General features: G+C 39.6%; 13 protein-coding genes. 5 read left to right on the plus strand and 8 right to left on the minus strand.

The features are described 5' to 3' along the window. Positions 1–26: 26 nt before the first annotated feature. From FLEMA_RS0139455 to pbpC, 8 genes are all read right to left on the minus strand, one after another. Positions 27–1,151, minus strand: coding sequence for a FecR family protein (locus FLEMA_RS0139455; RefSeq protein WP_026996683.1), 1,125 nt, complete (start codon positions 1,149–1,151; stop codon positions 27–29). Between the two features lie 143 nt (positions 1,152–1,294). Next, positions 1,295–1,888 (minus strand): RNA polymerase sigma factor, encoded by a 594-nt coding sequence (locus tag FLEMA_RS71860; protein ID WP_044172680.1) that lies wholly within the window; start codon positions 1,886–1,888, stop codon positions 1,295–1,297. A 136-nt stretch (positions 1,889–2,024) separates the two neighbouring features. Then, a complete protein-coding gene (locus FLEMA_RS0139485) occupies positions 2,025–2,471 on the minus strand; it encodes a DoxX family protein (protein ID WP_026996685.1) in 447 nt (148 codons plus the stop codon). Between the two features lie 177 nt (positions 2,472–2,648). After that, positions 2,649–3,029 carry a 50S ribosomal protein L7/L12 gene (rplL, locus tag FLEMA_RS0139495; RefSeq protein ID WP_026997920.1) on the minus strand — a complete coding sequence of 127 codons (381 nt, stop codon included), beginning with the start codon at positions 3,027–3,029 and terminating at the stop codon, positions 2,649–2,651. A gap of 112 nt (positions 3,030–3,141) precedes the next feature. Next, positions 3,142–3,675, minus strand: a complete 534-nt coding sequence (gene rplJ, locus FLEMA_RS0139500; RefSeq protein WP_026996686.1) for a 50S ribosomal protein L10 — start codon at positions 3,673–3,675, stop codon at positions 3,142–3,144. A gap of 2 nt (positions 3,676–3,677) precedes the next feature. Then, a complete protein-coding gene (gene rplA / locus FLEMA_RS0139505) occupies positions 3,678–4,376 on the minus strand; it encodes a 50S ribosomal protein L1 (RefSeq protein WP_026996687.1) in 699 nt (232 codons plus the stop codon). 20 nt (positions 4,377–4,396) lie between these two features. Continuing rightward, positions 4,397–4,834 carry a 50S ribosomal protein L11 gene (rplK, locus tag FLEMA_RS0139510; RefSeq protein WP_026996688.1) on the minus strand — a complete coding sequence of 146 codons (438 nt, stop codon included), beginning with the start codon at positions 4,832–4,834 and terminating at the stop codon, positions 4,397–4,399. Positions 4,835–5,219: 385 nt separating this feature from the next. After that, positions 5,220–7,553 (minus strand): penicillin-binding protein 1C, encoded by a 2,334-nt coding sequence (gene pbpC / locus FLEMA_RS0139520; RefSeq protein WP_044172683.1) that lies wholly within the window; start codon positions 7,551–7,553, stop codon positions 5,220–5,222. A 163-nt stretch (positions 7,554–7,716) separates the two neighbouring features. Between pbpC and FLEMA_RS71865 the strand changes: the two genes are divergently transcribed. From FLEMA_RS71865 to FLEMA_RS71885, 5 genes are all read left to right on the plus strand, one after another. After that, positions 7,717–9,117 (plus strand): MBL fold metallo-hydrolase RNA specificity domain-containing protein, encoded by a 1,401-nt coding sequence (locus tag FLEMA_RS71865; RefSeq protein ID WP_044172687.1) that lies wholly within the window; start codon positions 7,717–7,719, stop codon positions 9,115–9,117. Between the two features lie 366 nt (positions 9,118–9,483). Continuing rightward, entirely contained in the window at positions 9,484–10,116 is a 633-nt protein-coding gene (locus FLEMA_RS71870; RefSeq protein ID WP_044172690.1) for a sigma-70 family RNA polymerase sigma factor, read from the plus strand. Between the two features lie 81 nt (positions 10,117–10,197). Next, positions 10,198–11,214 (plus strand): FecR family protein, encoded by a 1,017-nt coding sequence (locus FLEMA_RS71875; RefSeq protein WP_044172694.1) that lies wholly within the window; start codon positions 10,198–10,200, stop codon positions 11,212–11,214. Positions 11,215–11,407: 193 nt separating this feature from the next. Continuing rightward, positions 11,408–14,824, plus strand: coding sequence for a SusC/RagA family TonB-linked outer membrane protein (locus FLEMA_RS71880; RefSeq protein ID WP_229359486.1), 3,417 nt, complete (start codon positions 11,408–11,410; stop codon positions 14,822–14,824). Further along, positions 14,824–16,419 carry a RagB/SusD family nutrient uptake outer membrane protein gene (locus FLEMA_RS71885; RefSeq protein WP_044172697.1) on the plus strand — a complete coding sequence of 532 codons (1,596 nt, stop codon included), beginning with the start codon at positions 14,824–14,826 and terminating at the stop codon, positions 16,417–16,419. Before FLEMA_RS71880 ends, FLEMA_RS71885 begins: the two co-directional genes overlap by 1 nt. Positions 16,420–16,730: the final 311 nt, after the last annotated feature.

The following is a 16,730-nucleotide window of genomic DNA, read 5'->3' on the forward strand; positions in this document are numbered from 1 at the left end:
TTTTATTGTTTATGTATGTTTAAAAGTTAGTTACAGGGTTTTCCCGAAATAATAATTTGGCCATCTGTTATTTCATAGCTGGCATCTATAATCGTACAAATCCATTTAATTTTTTCATTCAAAGGTTCTGTACCCAATTTAGCGGTGATAGTACATTTGCTCATGACTTGCTCGTCGAATACAATATCTATTCCGTATTCTTTTTCCAGCTTTGTAAATACCTCGCTGACTGGCGTTGCATCAAATACAAGCGACTGAGCTTCATTTTTAAGTGCCAAAGCTGTAGGCGGAGCTTGTATTTCAGTTTTTGACAAGGTATTGTCATTGCGTTGATAAATTATTTGCTGATTAGCTGTTAGTACAACACCTGAAAGTTCTTTGTCATCGAGCTGCTGAATCGAGCCAAGCGTATTTTGTGTTATTACGGCTACTCTTCCTGTTTTTACCATCACCTTGACTTCTTCCAAATCATCGAAAGCTTTAATGGTAAAACTTGTTCCTAGTACCTTGGTGACAATATCTTTGGTAAATACCAAGAAAGGCTTTTGTGTATTTTTGGTTACTTCAAAAAAAGCTTCACCCAACAAAAAAACCTCTCGCTTTTGAGCATTGAATGAATCATAGTATTTTAGGCGGCTTCCTTTATGCAATACAATAGTACTGCCATCGGGCAGTACAACCAGTTTGTTGAGTTGTGTATTATTGTTAATCTCGGTAAAATGCTCTTTGTTATGCGATTGGGTTAAATGCTCTTCAAAGCTTATTTCTTGAGCTGTGGAGGTTTTTTTTTCGTTGAAAAACCACCATATTCCCAATACAAGCAATACAGATGCTGCTATTGCCCAATATTTATATACAGCTATAACCGCTGCTTGCTCGTCTTTTATGGGCAAGTTTTCCTCACGTTCACGTTCTTTGGCTATCGACAAAGCTCTAGTAACCTGATTGTCGATGTATTCGTTATTTAGCTCGATGGGTTTACCTTCCAAATTCAGTAGCAAAGAACGTAGTTGTTGTAACACTTCGGGCTTAACGAAGTTGGCTTCTGACCATTTATCCCAGAAAACCTCATTTTGATGACGATTTTCATAAACCCATTTTCTAAAAGAAGGGTCATTGAGTAATTCTTCAAAAGTTGTTTTTGTGTTCATAAAGCCTTTTAGGTTGTTGCATTTGATGTCTCCCCTTGCAGTTTCTATTGCTAACATCCCCAAACCTATGTTTGGATACTCGCTAAAAGACAATTTTTTTTAAATAAATTTATAAAAAAACAAAAAGAAGACAGAAAAGCTCTTTAGCTGCATATCCAGCATAGAAAAGGAATGATTATTTCCCAGTTTTCACGGAGTTTGATTAGGGCTCTTTGGATGATATTACTTACCGATTGCGGTTTGATTTGAAGCAGTAGAGCGATTTCCTCAACCCGAAGGTCTTGATAAAATCGTAGATAGAGGATTTCTCGTTGCCTTTCGGGCAACTGTTGTAGCGAGCAAGACACCTTCTGATGAATACTATTGAAAGCCTCATTTTCTATCAGCGAGGTTTCTGACGAATCTTCAAAGAGCGTATCATTGAAATTTTCTTCAAGCGGAATAGCCTTGAACGTTTGGAGTGTTTTGAATAGTTGATTTCTAAAAGCTTTGAGCAGATAAAACTTTACTGATTCAACTTCATTTAGCGAGCTACGACGAAGCCAGAGTTTGATGAGTAAATCCTGAATGGCATCTTCTATAATCTGGTTATTAGAAGTGAATTTACCGCCATAATGAACCAACGTTTTGTAGAACTGTTTAGAGAGCTGAGTAAAAGCCACTTCATCGCCTGCTCTAAAGTTGTTCCAGAGCATTTGTTCATTTAGTGATTGTGAGCTTTTAAGAGAGTTGGTCATATTTCAACTAAAAATTTACACGAAATAACCAACAATATCTAAAAATAACAATACTTTGATAGATTCTAGCTGTTTTGTCCCCTAATTATTACATAAAAATACCCGAATAGGGTAATTCGGGTATTTGACAGAAGTATTATTTCTTGCCTTTGGGCGTGTGGGTGCGAGCGTATTCGTCAAAAGAAAATTTACCTGAACCAGCAATCGCAAATATGATAAGTAAAATGAGAACAATCAACGAAAGCCAAAGCTCAGAATTGAGATAAGAGAAGCCATTGCGTAAGTTGGTAAAGAATACAGCAACAAATAGAATAGGAATTTGAAAAACTGAAGCCGTACGAGTCATACAGCCAATGGCAATCATTAAGCCACCAACCAAATGGGCAAAGGCTACATAGTGTACCGCCACAAAAGTCCAAGCATTGAAGTGTAGGCCTTCGACAAGATTTCCTAAATAGGTAGTGTCACCAATAAAACTAACTCCTTTGAGAAAGAGTAGAACCCCAAGCGAAATCCGTACGATGTCGAGCCATGCAGGGTGATGGGAGTCGCCCCAATGTTCTATTTGTTCGATAGTTGTCATAGCAGTAAAAGGTTTGATTTAGAGAAAGTTAGCGAAAAAAATATAGAAAGTCAAGACAATATGATACTTTTTCAGCAGGAGTAATAGAAGGTACAAAACAATGAGGAATAGCATAAAAACAAAGCGAGCCATAACCGTAGTTATGACTCGCTTTAAAGGACTGTATATTGGTGTTAATTACTTAACTTCAACTTCAGCACCAGCTTCTTCTAAAGATTTTTTCAAACCTTCAGCTTCTTCTTTAGAAACGCCTTCTTTGATAGCTTTTGGAGCTCCGTCAACTACTTCTTTAGCTTCTTTCAAGCCAAGACCAGTTAAGTCTTTCACCAATTTAACTACTGCCAATTTGTTAGCACCAGCAGCTTTCAAGATTACGTCGAAAGATGTTTTTTCAGCAGGAGCTTCAGCAGCATCACCAGCACCACCACCAGCTACAACTACTGCAGCAGCAGCAGCAGGTTCGATACCATACTCATCTTTCAAGATAGCTGCTAATTCGTTAACTTCTTTAACTGTTAAATTTACTAATTGTTCAGCGAATGCTTTTAAATCTGCCATTTTATTAAGAGATTTTAATTGTTTACGATTTTGATTATTATACTATATGCGTTTATTGTACTTGGAAGCCTTTATAAATTTGAGCTTACCTAAGCAAGCATCAAATTGGTTATTAACCTTCTCTTTCCGATAAAGTTTTCAAGATACCTGCCAATTTGCCGCCGCTGCTTTGAAGAGCAGAAACAACGTTTTTCGCAGGAGATTGCAACAATCCAATGATGTCGCCAATCATTTCTTGTCTTGACTTCACGTTTTCAAGAGCTGCCAATTGATCTTCTCCGATAAACAAGCCACCTTCAATAGAAGCACCTTTGAAACGGATTTTATCTTTACCAGCTTCCTTCTTGAAATCTTTGATCAATTTTGCAGGAGTCTTAGGATTTTCAGGAGAGAAAATCACACCAGACATTCCTTTTAAAACTGTATCATTGAAAGGAGTATAGTCAGTTCCTGTAGTTTCAAGAGCCTTAGCAATCAAAGTATTTTTTACGATACGATACTCTAAGCCACGTTGAAAACAAAGTCTTCTGAATGCGTTTACTTCTGCAACGGTCAACCCAGCGGTATCAGTGATGTAGAAGTATGGAGTAGCAGCGAACTTTTCGCTCAACTCTCCAATAATTACTGCTTTTTCTTCTTTAGTCATGATTACAAACCGTTAACTGTTGCTTTATCAATTTGAACACCTGGAGACATCGTAGAAGACAAGTTGATTGACTTCACGTATGTTCCTTTAGCTGAAGATGGCTTCAATTTTACCAATGTATTGATAAGTTCTTGAGCGTTTTCAGCCAATTTAGCAGGGTCGAAAGACACCTTACCAATTGAAGTATGGATGATACCAGTTTTGTCAACTTTGAAGTCGATTTTACCAGCTTTCACTTCTTTAACAGCTTGTCCAACCTCCAAAGTAACTGTTCCTGATTTAGGGTTTGGCATCAAACCACGAGGGCCTAAAACACGACCTAAACGACCGATTTTAGCCATTACAGTTGGCATAGTGATGATTACATCAATATCAGTCCAACCTTTCTCGATTTTTTGGATATATTCGTCCAACCCAACGAAGTCAGCACCAGCAGCTTTTGCTTCTTCCTCTTTGTCAGGAGTGCAAAGTACCAATACACGAACATCTTTACCTGTACCGTGTGGCAAGGCAACAACGCCACGTACCATTTGGTCAGCTTTACGTGGGTCAACACCCAAACGAACGTCGATATCCACAGAGGAATCAAACTTCGTATATGAAATCTCTTTCAATATCTCTGCCGCTTTCGTAAGTGAGTACGCTTGCGTTGAGTCATATTTCGAAAGAGCTTCTTTTTGTTTCTTTGTTAACTTAGCCATTATTCTTTTCAATTTGAAAATTAGAAAGGTTTTTCTCCTGTTACTGTAAGACCCATAGAACGAGCTGTACCAGCTACCATGCTCATTGCTGCTTCTACTGTGAAACAGTTTAAGTCTGGCATCTTAGTTTCAGCAATCGTACGAACTTGGTCCCAAGTTACAGAACCAACTTTTTTCAAGTTTGGCTGAGCTGAACCAATTTTTACCTTAGCAGCTTCCAACAACAAGATTGGAGCAGGAGGAGTTTTTACTACGAAATCAAATGATTTATCTTTGTAGTAAGTAATTAATACAGGTAGAATTACACCTGGTTTATCTTGTGTTCTGGCATTGAATTGCTTACAGAACTCCATGATATTCAAACCCTTAGAACCCAAGGCAGGACCGATTGGTGGTGAAGGGTTTGCGGCACCACCCTTGCACTGCAACTTAACGTAGCCAGCTATTTCTTTTGCCATTTCTTTGTAAAATCTTTAAGTGTTGGATTTGTGATTCCTAGCTGACAGAAATACCTGTACGGCTAGGTTTCATAGCTTGACTTCTCTCTGCCAGTGGGGGTGGAAGCGTTCCCTACCTGATTGAAGCCGGGTGTTTCGATAAGAAAATTTGTAACTGAACTTTCTGATTTACAGTCTTTTGCCTAATTATTTAATTGGGCATTTGTTCGCTGCCTACCGAAACGGACTGCAAAATTACGGCTTTCTTATTAATTTACAAATAGTTAGCAAAAAAAAATGGATATTTTGCCGATTATTTCACAACATTCTTCCTAAATATGCTATATCCTTTCATGAAATGCCTCTATCGGGGCTATCTGGGGCTTTGGAATAGGGCTTGTTGGGCTTATTCTTTTTTTACCTTGATCCAAATGTTAGTATTTCGGCCTTTGTCGTCGGTACATGAAATTTTAACTTTTCCCGATTCGGGCCTAAAAAAGATGGCTTCGGTGGCAGGGGCTTTTTGTAGTAGCTTGTCGTTGATATACCAGTATACCGCTTTGATGTCGTTGCCTGCCTGACAGCTCAGCATAAGCTTGGGGGGGTCATTGGCTGCCAAAATATATTCTGCTCCGTCGGTTGGGTACGATATTATGGGTGCATTGCTATTAAATACATTGGTGCATTTGGGGTTATGTGGTGGTATACGGGCATATTGAATATGTTTGCTTTCGTACCAAGTAATAAGTTCGGGGGCGTAATTGGGGTATCGCTTTTGAATAGCTCCGCTGTCGGGCAGGCAAACACTACAATAGCTGATGGTGGCTGTTGGGTTTACCCAAGTCGCTTTGGTATGTGTACAAGTTTGGGTATGTGAAATAGCCTGTATATAGTAGTCGGTGATTTGGTGTTCGCAATATTCGCTGGGCAATGCACCACTTTCAGCACATACTTTTCGGAGAGCCAACTGATTACTTGGCAAAAACCAGCGCGTGTGAGAGTTGTAGTCGATGGTATTGAAAATATCGAATAGTAAAGGGGTAGCAATATTGGCTCCTGAAAGCTCAGGAACACCCTCGCCCGAAAAATTACCTACCCAAATACCTATTGTATAATGGGCATTGTAACCAATACTCCAGGCATCTTTCTTGCCAAATGATGTACCTGTTTTCCAAGCAATTTTGGGCATTCGGTAAGTATATTCATAATTATTGGGCAAGTCGGGGCGAGTTACTTGGCTTAGGATTTGGTTGATTAAAAAAGTAGACTCTTCCGATAAAATAGGTACAGCAGGCATTTTTTCGGAGCTTTGGATCAGATTAGCTTTGACAAAATCGCCTTTATTGGCAAAGGCCGAAAACAAATTGCTCAATTCTTCGAGGCTAACACCACAGCCTCCTAGTGCTAGCGATAGGCCAAGTGTTGAGGCTGATTTTTTGATGGTTAAAAAATCGGCTTTTTTGAGTTTGTCAACCATAAGCGGGGTCGAAATTTCTTTGAGCATTTTTACTGCTGGAATATTCAAAGAATTAGCCAAGGCAAACTCTACGGTAACTTTTCCATGAAACTGTTTGTCAAAGTTTTCGGGTTCAAAACCACTAAAATTACTTGGTACGTCATTAATCGTTGATTTTGGGGTAATAATTCCTTCATCGAAGGCAATACCGTATAACAGGGGCTTGAGGGTACTTCCTGGCGAACGCACCGCCCGTACACCATCAACCTGCCCGCCGTCGATAGGGCTATCAAAATCTGCCGAACCTATATATGATTCTATTTGATGGGTTTGATTATTGATAACCACTACTGCGGCATTATGGATATTCATGGCATAAAGCCGTGTTACATAATTGTGTACGATTTTTTCGATAGTAAGTTGGCTGTTGCGTCGAATACTGGTATGAATAATCGGGAGTTGGGCGTATTCTTTTCTAAGCCTAATAGCCAGATGTGGAGCTAACTTTGGAGCTTCGTGCCGCTTTACATTCAGTGGTTCTGTAAGGGCATCATCTATATCTTGTTGGGCAAACAATTGGGCTTGGGCAAAGCGTTGCAACCAACGATTTCTTTCTTGTAGAATATAAGCGTTGTTTATGCCTAGCCGTAAACTTGACGGGCGGTTGGGAATAATAGTAAGTGCTGTTACCTCGGCCAAACTTAGTACATCGGGCGATTTTTGAAAATATAATACCGAAGCCGATTTGAGTCCTTCGATATTTGACCCATAAGGAATTAGGCTTAAATACAGTTGCAAAATTTCATCTTTACTATAATGCCATTCTAGCTGAAACGCTCGTAATATTTCTATAACTTTATTGAAATAGGTTCGTTTGCGAGGATACAAAAGGCGTACAACCTGCATCGTAATAGTACTTGCCCCAGACGTACGGCGACCTTTGAGGATATTTCTGGTGGCAGCCCTAGCAATAGCCAAGGGGTTTACGCCAAAATGATACCTAAACCAGCGGTCTTCTTTAAAAATAATAGCTTTGGCTAAAGTAGGCGTTATTTCGTTAAGCTCTGTTTGCATGCGCCATTTGTCTTGACGGTTCAAAAAGGCATGTAATATTTTATTGTCTGAATCGGTAATAATGGTAGAATATTGCGGATTAACCCGTAAGGGAAACCCCCAGTCTAGTACCAAAAGTAGTATGAGTGTTCCTATTAGCCCTCGAACCAATTTTTTACGAAGTACCTTCACAAATAGGTTTTGGATATGATTAAATGAAAAAAGAGGCATCTGTGACTAGTATCGTTAAATAGCTGTCTGAATATTTGATTATCTATTATGCAAAATAAGCAATAATTCAGGCAAATCCGTTTTCTTTGATACTGGTATATGCCATGATTGTCTCTGAGCTATTTGTTCATCAATTAACCTTTCAAACAATCTTAATAAAATTATGAAAATACAGTTTCATGGAGCAGCCCAACGGGTTACTGGCTCAAAGCATCTTGTTATTACTGAAAAGGGTACCAAAATACTATTAGACTGTGGCCTTTTTCAGGGACTCAATACCCAAGAACTTAATCAGAAATTTGGTTTTGACCCTGCCGAAGTAGACTATGTTGTACTTTCGCATGCTCATATCGACCATACAGGATTATTGCCTCGTTTGGTGGCAAAGGGCTTTTCTGGGCCTATTTTTTGTACTGCCGCTACCAAGGATTTAGCTGTTTTGCTACTGGGTGATTCGGCCAGAATACAAGAAAATGATTTGGCCAGAATCAATAAAAGAAGGGCTAACCGTGGCGAAACATTACTCGAAAACTTATATACACAAGAGGATGTAGCCCAGACCATCAGCCAAATGCAAGCCGTGAATTTTAGAGAAACATTTGCTATTGCCGAAGATGTAACTTGCTACTTTACCGATACTGGGCATATTTTGGGTTCGGCGGCCGTTTCGTTGACTATTCAGGAAAAAGCGGGCCCTATTCGATTATTTTTTTCTGGCGATATTGGTCGCCCACACGATAAAATCTTGAAAAGTCCCGAGCCTTTTCCTCAGGCTGATTATATCATTTGTGAGTCTACCTATGGAGCAAGGCTACACGAACCCGAAGCCGATGTAAAATCACATTTGCTGGCAATTGTACAAAAAGTATGTGTACAACAAAAGGGGAAGTTGATTATTCCAGCGTTTTCTATCGATCGTACCCAAGAGCTGGTATATGCCCTCGACCAACTCGAACATGAAGGCAAACTTCCTAAAATCAAAGTATATGTAGATTCGCCTTTGTCGGTCAATGCCACGATGGTGATGAAAAAACACCCCGAATGTTTTAACCCCGATGTTTTATCATATTTACAACAAGGCGATGGCGATGCCTTTGGATTTCCTAATTTGACATACATTAGCGCTACCGAAGACTCCAAGAAGCTCAACGATAGTGCCGAACCCTGTGTTATTATCTCGGCATCGGGTATGGCCGAAGCAGGCCGTATCAAACACCATATTGCTAATCATATTCATGATGTGCGTTGCTGTATTTTATTGGTCGGCTATACCTCGCCCGATAGCCTTGGCGGACAGCTAAAGGCAGGAGCAAAAAAGGTGCATATTTTTGGTGAAAACTTCGACGTAAGAGCCGAAGTAATGGTAATGGATTCGTTTTCAGCTCATGCCGACTACCGTGAAATGATTGAATATTTGGCTTGTCAAGATAAAGAACAAGTAAAAACGATTTTTTTGGTACATGGCGAGCTAGATACCCAAACCCAATTCAAGGCTAAATTGATAGCCGAAGGTTATCATGATATTCAAATGCCCGATATGCACCAAGAAGTTATAGTATCGTAGCGTATTTTACCCTTCTGTTTTTATAAAAATGGAAGGGTTTTTTTGTACTACAAAAAAGATTTTCCTTTCAAGGCTAAGTTATCAGGACTCTTTGCTATTTTTAATAAACTTTAACTAAATACTGTATCTGTTTTCTGCCTAGTGTATTCAATTATGTTCAAATAAAACTACAAATAATACAAAAAATAAAGTCCAACCATTTGTTTTTCAAAGAAAAGGCTGTCTATATTTACCATAAAAATAGGAGCAATATTAACAAATAATTATGCTTATAGCCTTTGCATGAGAGCAATAGCTTTTTTTTGTTTATTTGTGTTTTATTAATAGAATGTTTAGCTAGTATATGAATTAAGCAGTAAAAATATAATGTATCCAAGGAAAGAAAGATTTAAAGGTTATGATGATGAATCGTTATTGGAGCTTATGCAGTCCAGCAACGACCACCTAGCTTTTGAAGAAATTTACCTTCGATATTTTGTAGCAGTTTACAACAAAGCATACGAAAAACTTCGAGATAGGTTTTTGGCTCAGGAAGTTACACAAACGGTATTTGTTAGTATTTGGCAAAGCCGCCATTCGATTATTTTGCAGACCAACTTACAGAATTACCTATTTGGTATGGTCAAATACCAAGTAATTACACAGATAAGAAAAAAGCTCATTCAAGAAAAATATTTTATTGTTAACGAGTCGCCAGCACAAGAAGCGGCCTTTACAAACCACCTAACAAGCTCGTTTGCTGTCAACCTTACCGAAGAAACGATTGCTTATGAATCGCTCAAAAATGATTATCAAAAAGCATTATCTTTTTTGCCCGATAAATGTCGAGAGGTATTTTTGTTGAGCCGAGTAGGCACCAACAACAAAGAAATAGCCAGCCGTTTAAATATTTCTGAAAAAACCGTAGAACAACACATCACCAAAGCTATTCGCTTGCTTCGGGTTCACCTAAAAGATTACGCTGTAGTGTGTATTTTAGGCTTTTTTATAAAATTTTGATTTTTTTTCTCCCCAAAGTAAGGGTATATCTATCCCACAAGCGACAAACAGATAGAGGGGCAATACAGCCCTCTGTAAATCATGTCGCAAAAAATCACTTCCGAAGTACTGAATAGGTATCTCAATGGGACTTGTTCGCCAGAAGAAAAAGTATTGGTCGAAGATTTCTATGACTCCCTGAAAGGCGAGTCAGACTTTTTGGCTACGCTATCCTCCGACGAGCAACTTTCTCTGCAAAGCGAAGTATGGAATCAAATCAATACTCAAACACACAGTCGTCGTATACCCCGCCGTTTATTATATTTTACTACAGCCAACTGGATAAAAATAGCAGCATCTATTACTGTGTTGATAGGACTAATAGGGTATTTCTGGCATTCGCCAAGTAGCCACACTAATCTAGCAGCCAAACCTGCTATTAATCTTTGGAAAACTTTTGAAAATACCCAAAATAAGGTAGTCAAGCATACCTTTTCCGATGGAAGTTCGGTATGGCTACATCCACACGCTCGTGTAGAATATCCGACAAAGTTTGCGGGTAAGCAAAGACGTATTGTGTTTAGTGGAGAAGGTTTTTTTGATATTACCAAAGACCCCCAACACCCCTTTATTATTAAAACCCAAAAAGTACAAATTGCGGTGCTTGGCACAAGTTTTAATGTAAAAACGTCATCGCTGAAATCTTTAGTAGAAGTAGACGTAGTAACAGGAAAAGTAGCTGTAAATGTAGATAAAACCAGTACTCATCAGCCACAGGCAGCTGTAGTCCTAACTCCTGGGCAAAAGGTTGTTTATTCAGAACAAACCCCAGTATTGGCCATAAAAGTTGTCAAAACAGAAGATACAAAATTACCTATCTATCAGCCTATTAGTATTTCGTTTGATAATACCACAATCAGCGAAATAATTAATGTTTTAGAAAAGAAGTTTGATGTTCGGTTCAAAATGGCCAACCCTCAAATTGGGAATTGCAGAATTACCGCCGATTTTGACAACGAGCATTTACCCCTTATTCTAAGCTTGCTTTGTGAAACAAGTAATTTGACCTATTCCATAGAAAACAAACAGGTAATCCTTGCAGGTGAGGGTTGCAATTAATCGCTCTTTACAATCAAAACCTTTATTTATGACACCACCACACTGTCAACCACCCTAAAGGCAAAAAAACAGAGGTGTACCACCACCTCTGCTTCTAACAAAACGCCTTTGGCACACCAGATGTACCACCATCAAAATGTGCTACTGTTTCGGCTTTTTTTTTACTAAACTGTCCATTTAGCAAAACAAATGTATGCAAAAAATTACAAGTTTATTGTACCGTAACCGACTAAAAATCGTGCGTATTGGTCTTTTCCAAATCATCTCGGCGTTTTTAATGGTCACTATGACCTACGCCCATCCTATCAATGCCCAAGAGGTCTTGAACAAGGAACTTACCTTACAAATAGACAATGCAAGCCTGAAAGATGTTCTGCGACAGATTCATCAAACAACTCAGGTGAAGTTTGTGTATAGCGACAGCCATCTCAATTTACAAGAAAAAGTAAGTTTGAGAGCCAATAAAGAAAAGTTACACGTGATTTTGAATCGTTTGTTATCTCCTCTCAAGATAGAATACCGAACGGTTAATGAAAAAATCTTGCTGTCGCTTGCCAAAAAAATAGAAGTAGAAAGCCCACCTCAACCTCCAAAGAAAGTAACAACCAATATGTTGGGCGTAGATGTAAAGGGAAAAGTAACCGACGAAAAAGGTGATCCTATTCCAGCCGTAAACGTATTGGTAAAGGGTACATCAATAGGTACATCTACCAATGCAAGTGGTAATTATACCTTGAGCAACCTTCCATCTAACGACGACAATCTGGTATTGGTATTTAGTTTTGTAGGATACGAAACACAGGAAATAGCCTTGAATAATCGCTCTATTATCAATGTGCAGCTCAAAACAGATTCTAAAATACTGAATGAAGTTGTAGTGGTAGGATACGGTACAGCCAAAAAGCAAGATTTGTCGGCGGCTGTTTCGACCGTACCCGATATGGCTCAAATCAAAAACCGCCCTGTATTGAATGTAGAAGGTATGATACAGGGTAAAGTGGCAGGCGTAACTACAGTAAGTAATGGTGGACACCCCGACAAAGCACCAAGTATTACGATTCGTGGAACGGGGTCGAGAGGTACAGAGAGTGTGTTATATGTAGTGGATGGTGTGCCGAATGCTCCTTACAACCCCGCCGATGTAGAAACCATTACGGTGTTGAAAGATGCAGCGTCGGCTTCTATTTATGGGGCCTTTTCGGGAGCGGCTGGGGTTATTTTAATTACAACCCGACAAGCTACTCAAGGTAAGCCTAGTGTAGAATATAGCAGCTTTATGGGAGCTAAAAATGCTTGGAAAACGCCCCAATCGTTGAATGCAACAGACGAGGCCAGAGTTGCCAATTTGGCATATACCAACGCAGGCCTTAAACCTCTTGATGGCTGGGATGCCACCAAAAACCCATACGCACAAGTTACTCGTACCGATTGGGTTGACAATATTTTCAGAACGGGGATTATTCAGCGTCATAATATTTCGGTCAATGCGGGTTCTGACAAACTATCTACCCTTTTTCAAGCTCGTTATGAAAAAGACGAAGGAACTTTACTCAATACCTACAACCAAAATATTTCTTTGCGTTTTAATACCGTATACAAGTTTTCGGACAAAGTAAAGTTTCGTCAAGAACTATTCTGGAACAACAACGATGCTCGTGGTACATCTACCGAAAGTGGCTATACAGGAACAATCCTTTCGGCCATATATATGCCTCGTTCGGCCACACCTTATTATGAAGACGGTACATTTGGCGGTGTTGGGCCAAGAACATCGGCTTATTTAGGGATTCATGGCGACGTAGTAAACCCCGTAGCTACTTTATTGAGAAATCAGCCCTACAACAAAAGCAATGATTTACAGTCGGTTTCTGAATTTAGTATTGCCAATGTGATTCCAGGCCTGAGTTTTATATCTCGTTTTTCATATCGTCAAAAAAGCTCGTTGTACAAAAACTTTGAGCCAAAACGTACCGAACCTGGAAAACCCAACGACCAAAATACCCTTTCGTATTCTACCGCTCGTGATTACCACTGGATTTGGGAAAATACGGCCAATTATAACCTCAATGTCGACAAGCATAGTATTGGAGCAATGGTATCTATGACTGCCCAAGAAAATGCTAGCCGAGGATTTAGTGCTGCCGCCAAAGGGCTTCAAAACGAACAAGATTGGGCTCAGTTCTTTATTAATGCAACCATTTTTGACCAAACTCGCCCTACCGACTACGACTGGAAAGACCGTAACCTTTCGTATGTAGGTCGTCTTTCATATAGCTGGGCCGACCGTTATTTTCTTACCTCAAGCTATCGTTACGATATAGCAGGTCGTCTTGCTACTGCTGCCCGAGGAAAAGGCTTTTCGGGCGTTACGGCTGCATGGAAATTAACCTCTGAGCCATTTTTTCATGTAAAAAATATTGATTTGTTGAAAATAAGAGCCAGTTGGGGGCGTATTGGCAATATAGGCTCGGTAGCAATGTATTATGGTTATCCTAAGCTTTCATCCGACAATACCTATCAAATTGGTAATGGAGCACCTACCTACAATGCTTTTTATGTGAAAAGCCTTAATAATCCTAATCTATCTTGGGAAACCTCAGAGCAAATAGATATTGGTTTAGATTTAGCCATTCTAAAACAAAAACTCAATATTACGGTAGACTATTTCGATAAGCTTACCTTCGACTTAATCAAGCAACAAGATACGGGCTGGCCTAATACCAACGGCTTAGAAGCTCCATATATTAATCAGGGTAAAATCAGAAATACAGGGTTTGAGTTTTCGGCTAGCTGGCGTGACCAAATAGGTAAACTCACCTACGAAATCAATGGAAACATTGCTACCCTGAAAAACCGAGTAGAATATATTGACGACAACCCTGCCTCGTTTTGGCAACATACCGATGCTTGGAGAGGAACACTAACGCCTTTCCGTTCTACTGTAGGGCAGCCGTATTATTCTTATTGGCTAATTCAAACAGCGGGTATATTCCAAACCGATCAAGAGGCCGAAGCATATACATATAATGGCACAAGAATACAGCCTTATGCCAAAGCAGGAGACCTCAAGTTTGTAGATGCCAATGGCGATGGTAAAATCAATGATGCCGACCGTGTGTATATGGGCAATGCTTTCCCTAAACTCACTTATGGATTTACGACTAATTTATATTGGAAAAATTTCGATATGAGTATTTTCTTTCAAGGTGTACAGGGCGTAAAATTGTTCCATGCTTTCAAAGAATCAACCCTGAATGCGTCTGAACAAGGCTATAACCGTTGGGATAAAATCTTAGATGCTTGGTCGCCAACCAATACAGGGTCATCGATTCCTCGTATTTCGGCCGCCGACCCCAACAAAAACTTCCAAACGCCATCTGATTGGTATTTGGAAAGTGGCGACTACTTACGCCTCAAAAACCTTATGATTGGATATACTTTTCCAAAGTTTGTGGGCAATACAGCCCTTCGAGTTTATTTCAGTGGCGATAACCTGCTAACCTTTACCAAATACTCAGGAATGGACCCCGAAATTGGTGGATTTGGCCTCGATGGCGGTCAGTTTCCTGTGTCAAGAATTTATTCATTTGGTCTTAAACTCAAATTTTAATGAAAGCGACTACAAAAATATTCATATCTCTATTAATTATTGGCCTGATGAGTTCTTGCGAAAAAGAATGGGTCGATACCAAGCCTAACGGCGAACCAACAACAGCTTATTTCTGGAAAAGTGCCGACGATGTCAATAAGGCTGTGGCTTCTATGTACATTGCTTTCAAAAATGAATCTACTTGGGGGCGTGATTTGTTTTGGATGCAAAATGCAAGCGATGACTTGATTGTGGGTCGCTCAAAAGCCGATGGCGAAAACATCAAAAACTTTATTCCTTCTGGACGTGAAGGATACATGACAGGTGGTTGGAATACCCTTTATTCAATGCTCAACAAAGCCAATCAGGTAATTGCAGGCGTACCCAAAGCCACCAATATTACCGAAGACCTAAGAAACAGAGCATTAGGAGAAGCCTATTTTGTTAGGGGCTTTTCACATTTCTGGCTTGCTTATTTGTGGGGCCACAAAGACCAAGGTGTTCCTTATGATGGCCCAGAAAACCCTGAGTTTGGTAAACGTGTACCTCCTCAGTTGGCTTCTGTAACCGATAATTATGCCCAAATTGTGAGCGACCTTCAAAAAGCCGCCGACCTTTTACCTTTCTTTGAAACATATACTTCGACCGACCAAGGGCGAGCTCACAAAGCTGCCGCTTGGGCTTATATGGTAAAGGCGTATGCGTATTGGGCTCAGTATGACAACTCCAAATGGCAACTGATTCCAGCTTTATGCGATAAAATCAAGAATGAAGGCAAAAGAGCCCTGATTACAGGAAAAGAAACTGCCGCCGAGAATTATAAAGCAGTATTCAAAATTCAGAATAACTGGTCGTCTGAATATATATGGTCGGTAACTTCAGGGGTACAAGGTGGTTCAGAATTTATGGGGGTTATTCTCGAAAATAAAGGCTGGGGTATTTACAATGGTTGGGGGTATTTTCAGCCAACCGAAGAACTTTATGAAGAATACGAAGCCAACGACCCAAGACGTGAGGCCACTATCTTGAAGTTTGGTGATAAATTTACCTTCTTTGGCCAAGAACGTCAGTATTATTCAACCAATAGCCTTTCGGGTTTCCAAATCAACAAATACATGGAGCCTTATAGCTATGGCTCAAATGGTAACGCAGGGTCAAATACCCAAATCAATCCCAACGGCGATTACCCAACAACTAACCTCAATCTTTCATTAATCAGATATGCCGAAATATTGTTGTTTAAGGCAGAAGCCCTGATTCAGCAAGGAAAGAATGCGGAGGCTGCACAACCGCTCAACGAAGTAAGAGCTAGGGTAGGTTTGGCACCAGTCAATGCACCTACTTTGGCAGATTTGAAACATGAAAGACGTGTAGAATTGGCTTGCGAATGGACTGATCGCTTGGCTGACTTAAAACGTTGGGGGGATGTTACCAAAATCAATGCTCCTTTACATGGCCGTATTCATGCCGATAAGACTAACCCCAATTCAAGCTTTACAATTCAGCAAGTTTGGCCTGCTCGTAATTTTAGCACTGCCAAACACATGGCATGGCCGATTAGTCCCGACGAAATTTCAAAAAGTAATGGTGCTTATAAACAAACGCCAGGCTGGTAGTAATGAGGCTACATTACTAATTCATAATTCTGAGATAATAAGGTGGTAATAAACAACCTACTTTTCTTGAATACTTTTGTCTATTGATTTTAGCATAAATACTCGTGCTATTGTTGATAGGCAAAGCAAAAGTGAATAAAACCCTACCATTATATCAGTAAATTATGAGGTATTTGCTCTTTGCTTTTGTGTCTACAACAACGGTAGAATGTAGCCCCAAAACGTAATAAAATTTCATTATACTTCCCGATAATGCCTTCATAAGTAGAAGTGCTAAATGATAATACTGATTTTGAAAATAAATAATTGAC

Source organism: Flectobacillus major DSM 103 (assembly GCF_000427405.1).
Taxonomy (GTDB): Bacteria; Bacteroidota; Bacteroidia; order Cytophagales; family Spirosomataceae; genus Flectobacillus; species Flectobacillus major.